The following is a 20,168-nucleotide window of genomic DNA, read 5'->3' on the forward strand; positions in this document are numbered from 1 at the left end:
TTAGATGGATATCCATTCGATTGAAACGAATACCTTCACAATGAGTCTTATGAAAGGAAAATGATTATGAAAACAATAACTTTATGTGGTTCTACAAAGTTCAAGGAACAATTTGAACAGGCTACTTTCTTACACTTCAAGGAACTATTGTAATCAGCTTCGCCTTCTTTGAGCAGAGTGAAGGTTTTGAAATAACTGAAGAACAAGCTGAACTTCTTGGAAATCTTCATTTCAGAAAAATCGATATCTCAGATGAAATATTTGTGATTGATGTGAATGGTTACATTGGAAGCAGTAAAAAAAAGAAATCGAATATGCCAAAGAAAAAGGAAAAACCATTCGTTACTACTCTTATGGTGAAACCCCTTCAACTGAATTACTAAGCAAAAAAAGAGCAGTATGCCTATTCGGCATACTGCTCTTTTGTCGCTCGATATAAAACCTATACTCCTGTATGTCCAAAACCGCCTGCACCGCGAACGGTGTCTGGCAGCTCATCAGCTTCTTCGATTGCAACCTTTGGTACAAGACCAAACAGCATTTGTGCAATTCGTTCACCACGTTCAATCGTGAATGGCTCGCTACCAAAATTAACAAGCAATACCTTCACCTCTCCACGATAATCTGCATCGATGGTGCCAGGTGTATTCAAGCATGTAATCCCGTGCTTGTATGCTAGCCCGCTGCGCGGACGAATTTGCGCCTCCAGCTCATTAGGCATTGCCATGGCAAAGCCAGTCGGAATCAGCTTGCGCTCACCAGGAGCAAGAATGATGGGTTCATCAACTGCCGCCTGCAGATCAAAGCCTGCGGAGCCTTCTGTCATCCTTTTGGGTATAGCTAAATCCTCATTGCCAGGCATTCTCTTAAATAACACTTGATACAAGCTGATCCCTCCTAAGGTTAGCAATTGCTTTGTCGCTTGCACCAACCATTGAAATAGCAAAAGGTGTTGCGAGCATCGTCTTAGTCACTTCTTTAACATCATCTATCGTAATTGCATCAATACGAGCTAGCAAGGCATCAATCGAATTATGCTTACCAAGCATAAGCTCATGCTTGCCATTTCGATTCATACGACTGCTCGTGCTTTCAAGATTAAGGATAAGTGAGCCTTTGAGCTGCTCCTTGCCTCGTATAAGCTCAGCTTCCGATAGGCCTTTGCTTCCAACTTCATGCATAAGCTCCATCGTTAAATTGACAACCTCTTCGGTTTGCTTTGGTGCAGTTCCAGCATAAATCGTAAAAAGACCAGAATCTGCGGCTGCACTATGATAGGAATAAACGGAATAAGCTAATCCCCGCTCCTCACGTATCACTTGAAACAGACGTGAGCTCATACCGCCGCCCAGCGCATTATTAAGTAAAATCATTGCATTCTGTAGCGGAGTGCCCATCGCGAAGCCTGGAAATGATATGCAGATATGATTTTGCTCCGTTTTCTTTTGGAAGAATGAATAATCACCAATAAAGCTTGGAGCCGTAATGCTCGTATTCTCAGTCGCATCATTCCGATAATGTCCAAAATATGTTTCCAACAGCTCAAGTAAGCTTTTCGGCTCAATATTGCCAGCAACACTCAACACGATATTATCTATGGTATAACGATCCTTCATAAATTGCAACAAATCCTCGGAGCTCATCGATTCAAGAGTCTGCTCCGTACCTAAAATCGTATAAGCAAGCGGATGGTCGCCATAGGCAGACTTAGCCACTTCATCATGAACTCGATCATCCGGTGTATCCTCATACATCGATATCTCTTCTAGTATGACGTTACGCTCCTTCGCGAGCTCTTCTTTATCCATTTGCGAATTAAAAAACATATCTGCCAATACATCAACAGCTAGTGGCAAATGAGAATCAAGCACCTTAGCAAAGTAACAGGTGTATTCCTTAGCGGTAAATGCATTCACATTACCGCCGATTCCATCAAATAAATCAGCAATATCGCGTGCACTGCGCTTTCCTGTTCCCTTGAACATCATGTGTTCAATAAAATGTGAAATTCCGTTATTATGTACCGTTTCATTGCGGGAACCATTCTTTACCCATATACCGAATGAAACAGATCGTACGGTAGGAATTTGTTCGACAACGACACGCATGCCGTTGCTAAGCTTGTATTTTTCCACCAAGCGCCCTCCTAAAACTTTTCGTAAGTTCAGCGATACTTCCTTGCAACGAAAAGTTGCTTCGGAAGCATTACCAATACTTTTCGTAGTTTCTTACTATACTCCCTTGCAACGAAAAGTTACATCGCAAGCATTTATGTGAATGATATCACTATATCAAAATATGTCTACTCCCTCAACTGCATCGTGCAATCGTTCTGAAGAAAGGGTATGTGCAACCGTACCAGGTATATATCCTTTCTCCTTCATATATTGTATCATCATCGGCAATGTCTGTTCGGTTGCTGTCGTTGGATGCATCAGAATCATTGCGCCAGGCTCAAGATTAGACTTAATACGTGCCATTACTTGTTCTGGGGAAGGATTGCGCCAATCAATCGTGTCAATCGTCCATAGTACCGTCAGAAGTCCCTGTTCTCTGGCAACTTGTACAGTCGTAGCATTAAAGGAGCCGGACGGCGGTGCGAACCATTGATTATTGACGTTCATTTCCTTCAGGAGTTGCTCTGTTTTAACAATCTGTCGTTGCTGCTCCGATCGAGACAAAGTCGCCATATCCGGATGGCTGTAGGCATGGTTAGATATCTCATGTCCTTCCTGCTGAATTCGGAGGGCGAGCTCTTTGTTTTTGCTAAGCCATGATCCATCCAAGAAGAAAGTAGCCTTTACATCCTCCGTCTTTAACGTATTAAGGATTGAATCCAAATACTCATTGCCCCAGGCCACATTAATCATTAACGCCACCGATCTTTTTTCTGGATTCCCTTTATAGATCGGATAACTTCCTAAATCCTCTAGCTGCACTGCGGGCTCTACCTCACGATAAATAAATCGCAGCTGTGCACCTCGTACTGTATTTACATTTAATTCATAGGTAGCATCAATGTCTACCTCTAGCCCGTTGTAACCTGGGATCGCTTTATACACGCGGTCAATTCGAGCATTGATTGGCTCAACTCTCAGCTTTTCTGCCTCTTCCTTAATTTGCTTGAGTAGCTCGGCTTTTTCAGAATCACTACGATTTACTTGAACAAATGTATATACAGCATCCTGCTCTTTAATATGTTGCATAAAGCTCGAAATGTTTCCATTCATTTTCACTAGTACCGCAAGCATCAGCATGCTCGCTGCAATGAATGAAGCTCTTTTCCACCATGTACGATTCAACCTACTCACTCCACATCATCATTTAATCAGCTTAATCCGTACAAGCTCAGTTGTAGTACATGTTATGTGGACAAAGGTTGCTTTATGAATGAAACGCAAAAAAAGAGACAGATGAACTCTGACTCTTCCTCGCATGTTTAACTATAACTCAAACATATGTTACGCCTTCGGCGCCTCTTCTGCTTGAAGCACTGCTTTACGGGACAAATTAACGCGTCCTTGCTGATCAATTTCTGTTACTTTTACTGTAATTTGATCACCAATTTTTACGACATCCTCACACTTCGCCACGCGCTCAGTAGATAGCTGGGAAATATGAACAAGGCCATCTTTGTTAGGTAAGATCTCAACAAAACAGCCAAACTTCTCAATACGCTTCACTGTTCCTAGATAAATTTCACCAACAACGACCTCTTTAACAATGCCTTCAATAATTTGCTTCGCACGCTCATTCATTTCCTCATCAGATGAAGCAATGAATACGGAGCCATCCTGCTCAATATCGATCTTAACGCCAGTTTCCTCGATAATTTTGTTAATAATCTTACCGCCAGAACCGATAACATCGCGAATTTTATCAGGATTAATTTTCATGCTGACAATTTTCGGAGCGTATCTCGATAAGCTAGAGCGAGATGATGTCATAACCTCAGTCATTTTACCAAGAATATGAAGTCGGCCTTCACGTGCTTGATCAAGCGCTTGCTCTAAAATCGCACGGTCAATACCTTGAATTTTAATATCCATCTGAATCGCAGTTACACCTTCAGCTGTACCTGCAACCTTAAAGTCCATATCCCCAAGATGATCTTCCATACCTTGGATATCAGAAAGAATCGAGAATTGGTCTCCGTCTTTAATAAGACCCATTGCAATCCCCGCTACAGGAGCTTTAATCGGTACACCAGCATCCATCATTGCAAGAGTACTAGCACAGATACTTGCTTGTGAAGTCGAACCATTGGATTCAAGTACCTCAGACACTAGACGAATCGTATATGGGAACTCTTCCTCGGAAGGAATAACTTTAGATAACGCACGCTCGCCAAGCGCACCATGTCCAATCTCACGACGACCTGGAGGACGAAGCGGTCTTGCCTCACCTACAGAGAATGGAGGGAAGTTGTAATGATGCATAAAGCGTTTCGTTTCTTCGGCAGAAATACCATCAAGGATCTGCACATCACCAAGTGCACCTAACGTACAAATGCTTAGCGCCTGAGTTTGTCCACGTGTGAACAAGCCGGAACCATGTGTACGAGGCAGCAGCGCAACATCACATTCGATTGGACGAATTTCACTTAACGCACGGCCATCCGGACGTACCTTGTCATGTGTAATTAAGCGTCGAACCTCTTCCTTAACGATGTCGTACAATACTTCCTTCACATCAGCAATAAGCTCAGGAGTTTCTGCATATACCTCTTCGAAATGAGCGACTGTTTCTGCGTTAACCGCATCAATCGCATCCTGACGCGCATGCTTTTCAGCAATACTTACAGCTGCAACAAGGCGTTCAGAAGCAAATTCACGAACGGCTTTATTCACAGCTTCATCAACTGTATGTAACACAACTTCCATTTTTTCTTTACCAGCAAGCTTTTGAAGCTCTTCAATCGATACGATAAGCTCCTTAATCGCATCATGACCGAACATAATTGCTTCGAGCATAACCGATTCTGGCACTTCATTCGCTTCAGCTTCAACCATCATAATCGCATCTTTTGTACCAGATACGACGACATAAATATCGGATTCTTGTTCCTGAGCTACTGTTGGATTAATGATAAACTCTCCATTAATACGTCCAACGACAACACCACCCACCGGTCCGTTAAACGGAACGTCTGAGATAGTAAGTGCAGCTGAAGTACCAATCATAGCAGCAATTTCAGGTGAGCAATCTCGATCTACGGACATCACGATATTCGCAATTTGAACATCATTTCGGAAGCCCTCAGGGAATAGTGGGCGAATTGGACGGTCAGTTAGACGGCTGGAAAGAATTGCTTTCTCGCTTGGTCTACCTTCGCGTTTAATAAAGCCCCCTGGAATTTTACCTACTGCATATAGGCGTTCTTCATAGTTTACGGTTAGCGGGAAGAAATCCAGATCCTTTGGTTCTGTTGAAGCAGTTACTGTACATAGTACAGCCGTTTCACCATAACGAACCATAACAGCTGCATTGGCTTGCTTAGCCAATCGACCTGTTTCAAGAACAAGTGGTCTTCCACCTAGCGTCGTTTCAACTCGATGTTGCATTCAAACCCTCCTCTATTATTATAAAAAGCAACCCGAAGCCTTTAGATCCATGATTGGACCACCCCAAGGACTGCAGGTTGCTTTTCTTTACACTGATCTTAACGGCGTAGGCCTAATTTTTCAATCAATGCGCTATAACGTCTAACATCTTTCTTTTTAAGGTAAGCAAGTAGTTTACGACGTTGACCTACCATTTTCAACAAACCACGACGCGAATGATGATCTTTCTTATGCGTACGTAAGTGATCTGTCAAATTAACGATGTTTTCCGTTAGGATAGCGATTTGTACCTCTGGAGACCCAGTGTCACTAGCGTGAGTTTTATGTGTCTCGATAATTTCATTTTTACGTTCTTGAGTGATTGCCATCCTGATTCACCTCCTTATCATAATCGCCATTAGCCTAGCATTCGGCGGTGAGCTCGAAATCCAAGCTAAGGTTCAGTTGAACAAGCTTGTACTAAATACACGCCTGACAACAGTTCATAGTATAGCATAATCGAAATTGGTTTGTCGAGATTATTGTTGCGAGAACAATGCTTTTACTTGATCAGCATCTTTATTAATTTGTGCAATTAGTTCAGTTATGCCTGTAAAGCGCTGCTCCGGTCGAATAAATCTCACAAATTCAACGGTCATATGCTCACCATAAATATCCTCAGAAAAATCAAATAAATGTGCTTCCATAACAGGTACAATATCCTCTGCATAGAAGGTTGGCTTCATTCCATGGTTCAAGACTCCGTAATATATACGATCGCCTAGATGAGCGATAATCGCATAAACACCTAAACGTATCGTCAAATATGGGGCATCAAGACGCAAATTCGCTGTCGGAAAACCGATGGTGCGTCCTCGCTGATCTCCTTGGACGACAACGCCTTCCACTTGAAAGTTTCTTCCAAGCAGATGATTGGCTTGCTCAATGTTACCTTCCTCTAAGTATTGACGAATAATTGTACTGCTAACCTTAGCATCGTCGATCATAAAAGCTTCTACCTTATCGACCATAATGTTAGGCTCGCATAGCTGTGCAAGCACTTCTGGTGTTCCAGCACCTTTCGCACCAAAGCGAAAGTCAAAGCCAACAGCAACATGGACAACGTTAAGCTCGCGAAGCAATTGCTCAACGAAGGCCTTTGGCGTTATCGCCGCAAATTCTAGATCAAAGCGAACAACAAACACATAATCAACACCAAGCTCTTCAAATAGCTCTATCTTCGTTGGAAGAGGTGTTAAGCAATGTGTATATTGCTCTCCATGACCGAGAATGACCTTCGGATGAGGATCAAACGTCATAACTGCCGAGGCAAGTCCTTGCTCCTTTGCCGTGCTTACCGCCTTGTTTATCACTTGCTGATGCCCACGATGCACGCCGTCAAAATGACCTAACGCAATCGATATGGAACGGTCGTCTAGCGCTATATCATTTGTGGATATAGGGTAAGTCAATGTTATGATTTTCAAAGTTGACACACCTACATTTCATCTTTAACATTTTTAACTAAGAAAATACTTTAACCGGCAAAACTAGATGATGTTTTTTATCAAGCTGGAAAATCCCTAAAAATATCCCAGCCTCATCAAATACACGCACGATCGAGCCGTCTTCTAGCTGCTGATGTCCATCAATATCAGTCCAATAGAGCTTTTGCCCTTGAATGGCGTATTTGCGTTTTATGCTTTTGACTGTTGTGGCTGGAATGTGATCAATCGCTTGATCAGGACTGATGAGGATATCCTCAAGCGTCCCTTGCTGCATATGCTCCTCTACTTGCTCCAATGTTACACATTGCTCCTTAACGATACCGCCGGACATCGTTCGAACGAGTGAGGCCATCGCAGCTGGTACTCCTAATGCCCTGCCAATATCAACACATAATGTACGTATATAAGTCCCTTTAGAACAGAGCACGGAGAAAGTAAACTGGGGAAGCTTTTTCTCAAAATCAATTGAAATTAGCTCAATCTGATGGATTGTCACCTGGCGAGCTTTTCTTTCAACTGATTTCCCTTCACGTGCTAGCTCATACAAACGTTTGCCATCCACCTTAACTGCTGAGTACATCGGAGGAATTTGCTCAATGTTACCGATAAATTGCTTCAGTACTTTTTTGATGTCCTGCTCTGATACTTGAACGGATTCCACAGAATCTATTATTTCTCCTGTCATATCCTCAGTATCGGTTGCTACTCCAAGACAGATCGTCGCCTCATATGATTTGGGACGCTCTTGTATATATTCAACAACACGCGTGCTTCTCCCTAAACAAAGAGGAAGTACACCTGTCACCATAGGATCAAGTGTACCCGCGTGTCCAATTCGTTTCATACCTAATAAACGTCGTGTTTTAGCTACTACATCATGCGACGTCCAGCCCTCAGGTTTCCATATAGCCAATATGCCGTCCATCTATGTCAACGCCTTTCGAAACGCTTCAACCAAGCTTTGAACGCTCTCATCCATATTAGCAGTTAAGCGACAGCCAGCAGCTCTAACATGGCCACCACCGCCAAAGCTTTGAGCTACTTCGGACACATTCACTTTGCCCTTTGAACGAATGCTAGCTTTCACGATTCCTGTATCTGATTCTTTGAATAGAATCCCGACCTCTACACCTTCTACGTTTAAGATATAGTTGACAATCCCTTCAATATCCTCAGTCACAGCTCCACAATTTTTAAGGTCATCCTTCATAATGGTAACCCAGCCAATCGTTTGCTCTTCGTTAAACGTTATTCGGGCAAGCGCTGCTTGCAGCAGCTTTAATCTTCCCATTGTCATCTTTTCAAGCAAATGATCAGCTAACTCATAAGCAGAGACACCAAGTGAAAGTAATTCTGATGCCATCGACATGACAGCTGGTGAGGTATTGGAATAACGGAAGCCGCCTGTATCTGTCAGAAGACCCGAATAGAGCGCTTTAGCACAAGCTAAATTCGGTGTAAAGGAGGTTTTCTTAATGATGTCATAAATAATCTCTACTGTCGCTGCAGCATCGCTGCGAATGACATTAACGGTACCAAATCCATTATTCGTTGCATGATGATCAATGTTCAGCAGCGGTGATTTCCGCTCTTGAATTAATGTCATGACATCGCCTAGTCTTGACGCATCTGCACAATCCAGTGCAATAACTGCATCGAACTGAAGTTCAGCATTAACATCATATTGAACAATGTCCTCGTAGTGATAAAGGTAGCTTAGACGACCAGGCAATTCACTCTGATTCACGATCGTTACCTGTTTGCCGTATTGCTCCAGCAACCAACTCATCGCAGCACATGAGCTAATCGCATCACCATCGGGGTTTTCATGAGCAACAACTAGATAAGAAGAATAGCCTTGTATAAAGGCTATTGCTTCTTCGAGTTGTGATACATATTTGTCTGCAGCACTCATTTGGGACCCATATCCTGATTAATATCAGAAAGTAAGGATTCAATGCGACTGCCATATTCAATGCTGCTATCAAATTTGAATTGCAGTTCCGGTGTATGACGTAATTTAACTCGCTTGCCTAGCTCTGAGCGTAAATAGCCAGAAGCCTTTGACAATGCGCGCAGCGTCTCTTCCTTCTGCTCATCACTGCCTAGTACACTAAGATAAACTCGGGCCTGTGACAAATCATTTGTCGTTTCAACACCTGTTACTGTAATAAAGCCAATACGCGGATCTTTTAGCTCTGTTTGAATAATCAGGCTTAATTCCTTCTTGATTTGCTCACTTACACGGCCAACCCGTATTTTTGCCATTGCTTAATCACCTCTCAACTGGCTCCATGACAAAGGCTTCGATAACATCTGATTCCTTAACATCGTTGAAGCGTTCCAGTGTAATCCCGCATTCAAAGCCTTGAGAAACTTCCTTCGCATCATCCTTATAGCGCTTCAAGGAGTCAATTTTACCAGTATATACGACGATACCATCACGTATTACGCGAGCTTCTGAGTTGCGTCCGATTTTGCCATCGGTAACCATACAACCGGCAATTGCACCAATTTTCGATACTTTGAAAATGTTACGAACCTCAGCATGACCAGTAACGACCTCTTTATATACTGGCTCCAGAAGTCCCTTCATAGCTTGTTCAATTTCATCGATAGCATTATAAATGATGCTATGCATACGAACATCAACTTTTTCCTGCTCGATCGTATATTCTGCTTGTGGCTCCGGTCGAACGTTAAATCCAATTACAATTGCATTAGATGCAGAAGCGAGAATAATATCAGACTCTGTAATCGCACCTGCACCACTGTGGATAATTTTCACACGTACACCTTCAACCTCGATTTTAGCAAGCGAGCCTTTAAGTGCTTCAGCAGAGCCTTGTACGTCAGCTTTAATAATGACGTTCAGCTCTTTCATCTCGCCTTCTTTAATGTGGTTGTATAGATCATCTAGTGTTACGCGTGTATTTGCACCGATCTCAGATTGACGATGCTTAATCGCACGGCGATCTGCAATTGCACGAGCTTTACGCTCATCCTCGAACACCATGAACGGATCTCCAGCAAGTGGCACTTCAGTTAAACCTGTAATTTCTACAGGTGTTGATGGACCTGCTTCCTTCATACGGCGACCGCGATCGTTCACCATTGCTCTTACACGACCGAAGCAGTTACCCGCTACGAATGCATCTCCAACCTTAAGCGTTCCGTGCTGTACAAGAATACGAGCAACCGGACCTTTACCTTTATCAAGCTCTGCTTCGATAACGGTACCACGAGCACGCTTGTTCGGATTCGCTTTGTATTCATTCACTTCTGCTACGAGTAGAATCATCTCAAGCAAGTTTTCAAGGCCAATACGCTGTTTCGCAGAAACTTCAACGAAGATTGTATCTCCGCCCCACTCTTCTGGTACCAATTCATATTCTGTCATCTCTTGCTTGATTTTATCAACGTTTGCAGTCGGTTTATCAATTTTGTTAACTGCAACAATAATTGGACAATTTGCTGCTTTAGCGTGATTGATTGCCTCTACCGTTTGCGGCATAATGCCGTCATCTGCTGCTACTACAATAATTGTAATATCCGTTACTTGAGCACCACGAGCACGCATAAGCGTAAACGCTTCGTGACCAGGTGTATCTAGGAACGTAATTTTTTTATTGTTGATTTCTACTTGGTATGCACCGATATGCTGCGTAATACCGCCGGCTTCACCAGTCGTAACACTTGATTTACGAATAGAGTCAAGCAATGTTGTTTTACCGTGGTCAACGTGACCCATGATCGTAACAACTGGAGGGCGAGTCATAAGATCATTTTCCTCATCGACCTCTTCAACTGTTTCGAAGTTATCTTCCTCTACCGGAATTTTCACTTCTACCTCAATACCATATTCACCAGCGATTAGAAGGATAGCATCCATATCAACTTCCTGATTAATCGTTGCCATTACCCCTAGGAAAAGAAGCTTTTTAATAACCTCAGATGCGTCCTTATGAAGCAGCTTAGCCAGCTCTCCAACCGTCATTGTACCGCGTACAATAATTTTCTTCGGCGTGTTGTCAATTTTCTCACGAGGCGGCTGAGACTGATTACGTCCTTGACGCCCTCTATTGTTTTTGTTTCTAAAGTTTGGATTCGATCGTCCATCCTCGAAACGCTTATTGCTGTGTTTGCCTCTATTACCACTGCTGTAGTTTTTCTCTTCGCCACCAGTAGTCGGTCTGCTGTTCTCAAAGCGTGACTCGAATGCTTTGGAAGCTGTGCCTTGCGTGCTCGTTCCACGGTTTTGTCCGCCTTGAGGGCGATTGCCACCTTGTGGACGATTGCCTTGTGCACCGCCGCTGCTTGGACCACGATTGCCACCTTGTGCATTGCTGCTCGGACCGCGGTTACCGCCTTGGCTGCTTTGCGAACGGTTCTGGAAGCCAGATCCGCCTTGAGAATTCGAACTACTTTGTGGTCGGTTACCTTGTGGACGATTACCGCCCTGACCTTGACCTTGAGGTCTGCTTTGCCCTGTTCTAGGCTTTTGATCACGATTCGTTTGATTAGTTTGTGGACGTTGCTCACGTTTTTGATTGTCGTTCATATTAATAGAATTCATTGTCCCCTGTCTTTTTTCGTCTATGTTTTGCTTTTTATCCTGTGTTGTATCTGTAGTGTTAGCTGTTTTTGCCTTAGATGCTGGAGCTTCAGCATTAGATTTTTTCACTGCTGCATTCTCCTTTATCTCACGAAAGAAGCCTTCTACCTTAGATACCATCACATTTTCCATCACGCTCATATGATTGTTTACAGGTAAATCGAGCCTTTTAAGAATGGTGATTATTTCCTTACTGCTCATATTTACGGATTTTGCATACTCGTAAACGCGCAGCTTGTCTTTATTTTCCTTACCATCTTGTTTATTATTCAAGTAAGATCCACCTCCATATTTTGGCTTAAATGACCTGCAATCAATTGTGCAAATTGCACGTCAGTTACTGCGATAATAACTCGCTCTGCTTTTCCAATTGCTCTGCCTAAGCTTTCTCTATCATAAGCCTCGACTAACGAAACGTCATAGCTTCCGCATTTATCACGAAACTTCTTTTTCGTATTGTCCGAAGCGTCATTCGCTACAATGACGAGCTTTGCTTTTCCAGCTCGTATTGCTTTCAGTACGATTTCATCACCAGTCGCTAGCTTCCCCGCTCGCATTGCCATACCTAAGGCTGACAAAGCTTTATTCGTCTTCATCCATTAGCTCCTTGCTTGCAATAAATTCGTCCTCGATTTTCACAAAATCCGCTTCAAGCTGTTCATAGATGTCATCGCTCACCGGCTGTTTTAATGCTCGATCAAGCGCCTTGCTTTTTCTCGCCAACTTAAAACAGCTTTGCTTACCACATAAATAAGCACCACGGCCAGATTTTTTGCCCGTTAGATCAATCAGAACTTGTTCCTCCGGTGTCCGTACGACCCGAATGAGTTCCTTCTTCGGCATCATCTCTTGACATGCCACACATTTACGAAGCGGTACTTTTCTTGGTCTCATCGCACACCCTCCATTCTGAATTTAGTCGAACGATACCGAGTCCTGATGCATCAATTCTTGCGAAGTTTTAGGACGCCCAAACTCCTGCTCTGCCTGCGTTTCAGATTTTATATCAATTTTCCAGCCCGTAAGCTTTGCCGCGAGACGAGCATTTTGACCTTTAATTCCGATCGCTAGCGATAATTGATAATCTGGAACGATCACGCGTGCCATCTTTTCTTGCTCAAACACGATAACTTCCAGCACTTTAGAAGGGCTTAACGCATTCGCAACATATTCCTCAATATTGTCAGACCAACGGACAATATCAATTTTCTCACCTTTTAGCTCGTTAACGATCGTTTGAACACGAATACCTTTTGGTCCGACACAAGAACCAACTGGATCCACCTCGCTATTACGAGAATATACGGCGATCTTAGAGCGGAAGCCTGCTTCTCTTGCAACAGATCGGATTTCTACGACACCGTCATATATTTCTGGAACTTCAAGCTCAAATAGACGCTTCAACAATCCAGGATGAGTGCGAGATAATATAATTTGCGGTCCCTTAGTCGTATTTTCCACCTTCGTAATAAAAGCCTTCACACGATCAAGATGCTTGAATTTATCTGTAGGCATAAGCTCAGTAAGTGGCAAGACTGCTTCTACTTTACCGAGGTCTACATACAAATTCCGAGTATCCTGTCTCTGTACAAGGCCCGTTACGATATCTTCCTCTTTATCGATAAATGCGTTATAGATAAGACCACGCTCAGCTTCGCGAATACGCTGTGTTACGACCTGCTTCGCTGTTTGAGCGGCGATACGACCAAAATCTCGAGGGGTTACTTCGATCTCAGCAATATCATCTAAATGATAATGCGGATTCACCTCACGCGCAGACTCAAGCGATATTTCTAATCTCGAATCTAATACATCCTCGACAACCGTTTTACGAGCATATACCTTAATGACACCGTTATGACGATTAATTTCTACTCTAACATTTTGTGCAGTATTGAAGTTACGCTTATAGCTGGAGATAAGTGCGGCTTCAATCGCCTCTAAAAGCACATCCTGTGAGATGCCTTTCTCTTTTGCAATCTCTTGCAGTGCTTCAATAAACTCCATACTCATTGGAACGATGTTCCCCCTTTCATCTAATAAAAACTAGAAAATAATTGCAAGCCTAGCACTTGCAACTTTTTCGTAAGGTAATATATGCTCATTATTTCCTACACGTACAGTGATCATCTCACCGTCAAATGCAAGAAGCTGGCCTTCAAATTCCTTCATCTTGTTGATTGGTTCATAGGTCGTAATAAATACGTTCTTGCCAATCGCTTTTTGTACATCCTCTGGCTTTTTTAGCGGTCGCTCCGCACCGGGCGAGGATACTTCAAGGAAATAAGCTCCTGAGATTGGCTCGTGAATGTCAAGCTGTTCACTTACATACTCACTAATACGTACACATTCATCGATATCGATGCCGCCCTCTTTGTCACAGAAAATGCGCAGGAACCAATTACTGCCTTCCTTTATGTATTCAATATCCACTAATTCAAAGCCATTCTCTTCAAGAAATGGTGTGATCATTGCCTCGATTGCGGTTTTGATTGCTGATGTACTCAAATGCGTTCCTCCTAAAAGCTTTCATTCATCAAAATTGGGTAATACAACACATAAAGAGTGGGTTTCCCCACTCTTTAATCGCGAAAGTCTTATCAACATCATTGCCACAAAAATTATAACATAATCGCATGTTAGTGACAAGAAATGATTTCTAGTTGCATTAGTTGCTAAAATAATGAGAGCTGGTTCGATTCAGGTAATCCTCTAAAGCAACCCATATTGGTGAGCAGCTCGATCGTCGTTTTAGATGCCTTTGTTCTCATCTGGAAATCCTCAATGGATAAGTATTCCCCGCCATCCTTTGCAGCAGCGATGTTACGCGCCGCATTGGCTCCTATACCAGCAACAGCAGCAAACGGTGGAATAAGAGATGTGCCATCCACTTGGAATTTAACCGCATCCGAACGATACAGATCAATCGGCTTAAAGGAAAAGCCTCTTGCCGTCATCTCAAGACTCATTTCTAGCTGGGACAGCATGCTTTTCTCTTTCGGAGTTGCGCTAAAGCCTTTGCTTTCTATTTCCTCGATGCGTTTCGCGATAGCATCGTAGCCCTGACATAACAGCTCAAGCTCAAAATCATCCGCTCGTACAGTAAAATAGGTAGCATAAAATTCAATAGGGTAATATAGCTTGAAAAATGCAGTACGAACAGCTGAGATAACATAAGCTGCGGCATGGGCTTTCGGGAACATGTACTCAATGCGCAGACAGGAATCGATATACCACTGCGGTACATTACAGCGTTTCATTTCCTCGATCCACTCTGGTGTAAGTCCTCTACCTTTACGAACACTCTCCGTAATCTTAAACGCTAGTGACGCATCCATACCCGCCTTATAGATTAAATAAAGCATAATATCGTCACGACAGCCGATTACGGTCTTGATTGTACAGGTGCGATTTTTAATGAGCTCCTGTGCATTCCCGAGCCATACACCAGTACCATGGGATAAGCCTGAGATTTGTAGTAAATCGGCAAAGCTTGATGGCTGCGTCTCCTGCAGCATCTGACGAACAAACTTCGTCCCCATCTCTGGCACACCATAGGTTGCTACGGCCGTGCGTATTTGCTGTGGTGTTACGCCGAGCGCCTCAGTAGAGTTGAACAAGCTCATTACCTTAGGATCATTCATCGGTATGGTCGTAGGGTCAACGCCTGTTAAATCCTGCAGCATCCTCATCATCGTCGGATCATCGTGCCCTAGTATATCGAGCTTGAGTAAGTTTTCATCAAAGGCATGATAATCGAAATGCGTCGTTTTCCATTCTGCAGAAGTATCATCCGCTGGATACTGGACAGGTGTAACATCCTCTACCTCAATATAGTCAGGAACAACAACGATACCGCCGGGATGCTGACCAGTACTGCGTTTTACACCAGTACAGCCACTAGCTAGACGTGATAGCTCCGCGCCTCTCCACTTCTTCCCATGCTCTTCTTCATACTTTTTAGCAAAGCCGTAGGCTGTTTTTTCAGCAACAGTACCAATCGTTCCCGCACGGAATACGCTTTTCTCTCCGAAGAGCTCCTTCGTATAATTATGCGCGATTGGCTGATACTCTCCTGAGAAGTTAAGATCGATATCGGGAACCTTGTCTCCCTTGAAGCCAAGGAACGTCTCGAACGGAATATCTTGACCTTCCCCTTTTAGAGGTTGTCCACAGTTAGGACAATCCTTATTAGGCAAGTCAAAGCCACTCGGCACGCTACCATCTAAAAACCATTCGCTATATTTACATTCCTTATTCAGACATAAATAATGCGCAGGCAGTGGATTAACCTCTGATATGCCGAGGAAGGTCGCTACGACAGAGGAACCGACCGAGCCACGCGAACCTACGAGATAGCCGTCAGCATTTGACTTTTTAACAAGCTTCTCTGATATGAGGTAGTTGGCCGAGAAGTTGTATTTAATAATCGGCACTAGCTCTTTTTCTAATCGATCAATAACAACCTGCGGCAAATCCTCGCCGTACATCGATTTAGCTGTCTCATAGCAAGTATTGCGGATCTCTTCGTCTGCTCCATCAATATTTGGAGCGAATAGCTCAGAAGGGAACATCTGATATTGCTCAAAACGGTCTGCCAGCTCATTCGTATTTTTAATAACGACCTCATACGCGGCTTCTTCACCAAGGAATTTGAATTCCTGCAGCATTTCGTCGGTTGTACGGAAATGAGCATCAGGCTTTCTCATATTTTTAAGTGGACTAAAGCCAGTGATGCCGAGAATCGTAATATCACGATAGATCTTGTCCATCGGATTAAGGTAATGAACATTACCCGTTGCGATCACAGGCTTATTCAGCTTAATACCTAGCTGATAAATTCTTCTTAATGCATTTTCCAAGTCAGCTCGACTGCCAACAAGTCCTTTTTCTACCAAGTGAATATAGAAGTCTATTGGCTGGATCTCGAGCACATCGTAGAATTGTGCAACTTCTTCTGCCTCTTCCTCTGACTTGTTCAGCACTGTCTCAAAAAATTCGCCCTTCTCACAGCCAGAAACAACAAGCAAGCCTTCACGCAGCTCCATCAGCTTACTTTTTGGAATCGTAGCAACCTTCTTAAAGTATTCTGTATGTGATAGGCTGATCAGCTTGAATAGATTCTTTTTACCGACCGCATTAAGCGCATAAATGGTTGAGTGGAACGGTCTTGCATTGGACAGATCGAGGCCGACATAATCGTTCAGCTGTGTTAGCTTAACGATATTACGCTCAACTGCGTCTTTTACTAGCCCGTTCAATATTCCACCTAGTGCAATCGTATCATCAATCGCTCTATGGTGATTTTCTAAGCTCACTTTATATTTATCAGCCAATGTGTTCAGGCGGTGATTTTTCATCGTTGGATAAAGTAGTCTTGCCAGCTCTAACGTATCAAGCACCGGATTCGTAACCTCTGGCATACCGAGCGTTTTGCAATTCGCTTGGATAAAGCCGATATCGAAGCGAGCGTTATGGGCAACTAAAATATCATCGCCAATAAACTCGATAAATTGGCGTAGTGTTGGCTCAAGCTCGGGCGCATCAGCAACCATATCATCGGTAATGTTTGTCAGCTGCTGAATATTGTAAGGAATTTTTTCATGTGGATTAATGAATGAAGTAAAGCGATCCACTTCAACACCATTGCGCATCCGAACACCAGCGATTTCAATAATTTTATTGTTAATGACAGAAAGACCTGTCGTCTCAATATCAAACACGATATAAGTTGCTTCTGCTAGAAGCTCTTCTCGAGGGTTAATGACAATCGGCACAGAGTCATTTACTAGATTCGCTTCAACACCATACAGCACCTTCATGTCATGCTTCTTCGCTGCCTTCACCGCATCAGGGTAGCATTGAACGTTGCTATGGTCCGTAATTGCAATTGCTTTATGGCCCCACTTAGCAGCCATCGCAATATAATCACCCACATGAGTGACTGCGTCCATCGTGCTCATTGTCGTATGCAGATGAAACTCAACCCGCTTCTCCTTCGCATGATCCATACGAGTAGGCGGTGCACTTATCTCATGTAGATCGTTAGGGATCATCACAAGCTCAGGCTCCTGCATGAAGCGATCGTATTCTACCTTACCTCTAGCTTTGATCCATTTCTTGTTGCTGAGCTTGCTTAAGATTTTTACATCTTCCTTCGTTTTGGCGAATACCTTCATCGATAAAGAATCTGTAAAATCCGTTAGATTGAAAACAAACAGCGTGCTTCCATTACGCAGTTCCTTGACGTCAAGGTTAAATACCATACCTTGAACGGCAATCTTTTTCTCCTCATCAACGACATTCATTAGTGGAATGATCTCATCACGAATATCATAGCCGATGGCTAGACGAACCGGCTCATCCCCGCTATCATCCGGCTCTGGCTCTGGCTCCGAAGGAGCAGCGGCCATTAGCTGCTGAATCGCCTCATTATTCTCCTGCTCAATTTTCTCCATGAACTCATCAAGAACATCCTGGTTATTCTCAGCGAGCTGAAGCTTGACAAGAACTTCTCGGTTAAAGGTTTGTTGGTAATATCCCTTCACTTCATCATCGATTCTTTTTCTTTTTGCAAGCTCTAGTCCCGTAGGATCGAGCAAACCAATGACTAGCTGATTGCCAGCTGCCTGTACTGTCGCTTTTTGCAGCCAACCATTAACAGAAGGTATATTTTTTTGTGCCCATTCTAAAAAGACCGGCCAGTATTGCATGATTATATTTTCCGTTTCTACCATATCGTCATAGATAAAAACGAAGGATGTGTTTGCAATATGTGCAAACTTTTTTCTAATTTGATGTGTAAATCCATTGTAGGCTTGTAATGGAACTAAGGACGTCTTGCGAATGCAAAACGTCCAATCATTGTTGTGCTTATTTACGATGACTTGCTCAATGTAACCATCCTTAAAGTAAGCTTGTATGAGTTCCTGCGGCAGCCCTGATTGCTCTACCAGCATTTCAAAGCGCTGACGCTTGCCGTCGGTTTGGTTCATGTTATCCACTCCTGACGTTCATCTTTACTATACTAAGTCATGTTACCATACTTGTGATTAATACGCTCTAGCAAAAATAACCGTATGCTTAGCTTCGCCATTACATACTAGACAAGTCGTTTTATGTGTTTCAGGTTCAAATGGAATGTTTCGGCTTGTAGCACCGGTCTCTTCCTTCACCTTTTTCTCGCATTCATCGGAGCCACACCAGCCTGCTTCTACGAATCCACGTTTCTTCTCCATAGCAGCCTTCATCTCCTCTAGTGTGTCCACGGAGTATGAATTTTCCTCGCGGAACGCTTTCGCACGCTCGAACATAGCCGTTTGCGTTTCATCTAGCATCTTTTGAACTTCTTCTGCCAGATTCGCCTGTGCTACAATGCGTTTCTCGCCTGTAATTCGAGACACAAGCACGACTTGACCATTATCCATATCGCGTGGTCCAAGCTCTAGACGAAGCGGTACACCGCGCATTTCGTATTCATTGAATTTCCAGCCTGGACTTACATCCGAGCGATCATCAACACGAACGCGAATTCCAGCAGCTTTTAGCTCTGCATAAAGCTCATCTACGCGAGCGACGACAGCATCACGAGTTTTGGCAGGGCCAATCGGAATCATAATAACTTGCGTCGGTGCCACTTTAGGAGGAAGCGCCAAACCACGGTCATCACCGTGTACCATAATTAGCGAACCGATAAGTCGTGTACTTACACCCCATGATGTCGTATGGCAGTATTGAAGCTCATTGTTACGATCCAAATACTTTATATCAAAAGCTACAGCGAATTTATTACCAAGAAAATGAGAGGTACCTGCTTGAACAGCACGGCCATCCTTCATCATCGCTTCAATGGAGTACGTATTAACCGCACCAGCAAAGCGCTCTGAAGGTGTTTTCTCACCTTTAATAACAGGAATCGCTAAAAACTCCTCAACAAATTCTGTGTAGACATCAAGCATTTGAAGCGTTTCCTGACGTGCTTCTTCTTCTGTTTCATGCGCAGTGTGGCCTTCCTGCCACAAAAATTCACTTGTACGAAGGAATGGCAACGTCCGCTTCTCCCAGCGAACGACGTTCGCCCACTGGTTAATAAGAACAGGCAAATCGCGATAAGATTGAATCCACTTTGAATACATATGACCAATCATCGTTTCAGAGGTAGGACGAATCGCTAAGCGCTCCTCCAGCACCTCGCCAGCAGCTTCTGTTACCCAAGGCAGCTCGGGATTGAAGCCCTCCACATGATCCTTTTCCTTTTGGAAAAAGCTTTCCGGAATAAACATAGGGAAATATGCATTACGATGTCCGGTTTCCTTGAAACGACGGTCCAAATCGCGCTGAATATGCTCCCAAATCTCATAACCATCCGGACGAAATACAATACATCCGCGAACTGGTGAGTAATCCATCAATTCTGCTTTTTTAATTACATCAATATACCATCTGGAGAAGTCCTCAGATTGAGGTGTAATCTCCGTAACAAATTGTTTGTCTTTAGCCATC

16 protein-coding genes and 1 pseudogene are annotated in these 20,168 nt (G+C 43.4%); 1 reads left to right on the forward strand and 16 read right to left on the reverse strand.

The window, feature by feature from the left end:
* Positions 1 to 66: 66 nt before the first annotated feature.
* Positions 67 to 439: pseudogene (locus NSQ99_RS11490) on the forward strand (hypothetical protein).
* Positions 440 to 442: 3 nt separating this feature from the next.
* Here the strand turns inward: NSQ99_RS11490 and dut are convergent.
* From dut to proS, 16 genes are all read right to left on the reverse strand, one after another.
* Positions 443 to 862: a dUTP diphosphatase gene (dut, locus tag NSQ99_RS11495; protein WP_251666334.1), complete on the reverse strand. Its 420-nt coding sequence runs from the start codon at positions 860 to 862 to the stop codon at positions 443 to 445.
* Between the two features lie 4 nt (positions 863 to 866).
* Entirely contained in the window at positions 867 to 2,135 is a 1,269-nt protein-coding gene (locus NSQ99_RS11500; RefSeq protein ID WP_340836704.1) for a M16 family metallopeptidase, read from the reverse strand.
* Between the two features lie 156 nt (positions 2,136 to 2,291).
* Positions 2,292 to 3,302, reverse strand: coding sequence for a polysaccharide deacetylase family protein (locus tag NSQ99_RS11505; protein ID WP_340836705.1), 1,011 nt, complete (start codon positions 3,300 to 3,302; stop codon positions 2,292 to 2,294).
* A gap of 159 nt (positions 3,303 to 3,461) precedes the next feature.
* Positions 3,462 to 5,564, reverse strand: a complete 2,103-nt coding sequence (pnp, locus tag NSQ99_RS11510; protein ID WP_340836707.1) for a polyribonucleotide nucleotidyltransferase — start codon at positions 5,562 to 5,564, stop codon at positions 3,462 to 3,464.
* A 98-nt stretch (positions 5,565 to 5,662) separates the two neighbouring features.
* Positions 5,663 to 5,932, reverse strand: coding sequence for a 30S ribosomal protein S15 (rpsO, locus tag NSQ99_RS11515; RefSeq protein WP_251665434.1), 270 nt, complete (start codon positions 5,930 to 5,932; stop codon positions 5,663 to 5,665).
* Between the two features lie 150 nt (positions 5,933 to 6,082).
* Positions 6,083 to 7,030: a bifunctional riboflavin kinase/FAD synthetase gene (locus NSQ99_RS11520; RefSeq protein ID WP_340836710.1), complete on the reverse strand. Its 948-nt coding sequence runs from the start codon at positions 7,028 to 7,030 to the stop codon at positions 6,083 to 6,085.
* Between the two features lie 37 nt (positions 7,031 to 7,067).
* A complete protein-coding gene (gene truB / locus NSQ99_RS11525) occupies positions 7,068 to 7,964 on the reverse strand; it encodes a tRNA pseudouridine(55) synthase TruB (protein WP_340836711.1) in 897 nt (298 codons plus the stop codon).
* 12 nt (positions 7,965 to 7,976) lie between these two features.
* Positions 7,977 to 8,966, reverse strand: a complete 990-nt coding sequence (locus tag NSQ99_RS11530) for a DHH family phosphoesterase (RefSeq protein ID WP_251665437.1) — start codon at positions 8,964 to 8,966, stop codon at positions 7,977 to 7,979.
* Positions 8,963 to 9,319, reverse strand: coding sequence for a 30S ribosome-binding factor RbfA (gene rbfA / locus NSQ99_RS11535; RefSeq protein WP_251665438.1), 357 nt, complete (start codon positions 9,317 to 9,319; stop codon positions 8,963 to 8,965). The genes NSQ99_RS11530 and rbfA overlap by 4 nt, the downstream gene beginning before the upstream one ends.
* 7 nt (positions 9,320 to 9,326) lie before the next feature.
* Positions 9,327 to 11,867 carry a translation initiation factor IF-2 gene (gene infB, locus NSQ99_RS11540; RefSeq protein ID WP_445670549.1) on the reverse strand — a complete coding sequence of 847 codons (2,541 nt, stop codon included), beginning with the start codon at positions 11,865 to 11,867 and terminating at the stop codon, positions 9,327 to 9,329.
* Positions 11,868 to 11,935: 68 nt separating this feature from the next.
* Positions 11,936 to 12,262 (reverse strand): L7Ae/L30e/S12e/Gadd45 family ribosomal protein, encoded by a 327-nt coding sequence (locus NSQ99_RS11545; RefSeq protein WP_251665439.1) that lies wholly within the window; start codon positions 12,260 to 12,262, stop codon positions 11,936 to 11,938.
* Positions 12,249 to 12,560: an RNase P modulator RnpM gene (gene rnpM / locus NSQ99_RS11550; protein WP_251665440.1), complete on the reverse strand. Its 312-nt coding sequence runs from the start codon at positions 12,558 to 12,560 to the stop codon at positions 12,249 to 12,251. Before rnpM ends, NSQ99_RS11545 begins: the two co-directional genes overlap by 14 nt.
* A 21-nt stretch (positions 12,561 to 12,581) precedes the next feature.
* Positions 12,582 to 13,679 (reverse strand): transcription termination factor NusA, encoded by a 1,098-nt coding sequence (gene nusA / locus NSQ99_RS11555; protein WP_340836716.1) that lies wholly within the window; start codon positions 13,677 to 13,679, stop codon positions 12,582 to 12,584.
* Positions 13,680 to 13,712: 33 nt separating this feature from the next.
* Positions 13,713 to 14,174 (reverse strand): ribosome maturation factor RimP, encoded by a 462-nt coding sequence (gene rimP, locus NSQ99_RS11560; RefSeq protein WP_251665442.1) that lies wholly within the window; start codon positions 14,172 to 14,174, stop codon positions 13,713 to 13,715.
* A 167-nt stretch (positions 14,175 to 14,341) separates the two neighbouring features.
* Complete coding sequence (locus tag NSQ99_RS11565; RefSeq protein ID WP_340836718.1) at positions 14,342 to 18,661, reverse strand: PolC-type DNA polymerase III; 4,320 nt, start codon at positions 18,659 to 18,661, stop codon at positions 14,342 to 14,344.
* Between the two features lie 57 nt (positions 18,662 to 18,718).
* Entirely contained in the window at positions 18,719 to 20,167 is a 1,449-nt protein-coding gene (gene proS / locus NSQ99_RS11570; protein ID WP_340836720.1) for a proline--tRNA ligase, read from the reverse strand.
* Position 20,168 lies beyond the last annotated feature (1 nt).

This window comes from Paenibacillus sp. FSL W7-1287 (genome assembly GCF_038004245.1).
Taxonomy (GTDB): Bacteria; Bacillota; Bacilli; order Paenibacillales; family Paenibacillaceae; genus Pristimantibacillus; species Pristimantibacillus camelliae.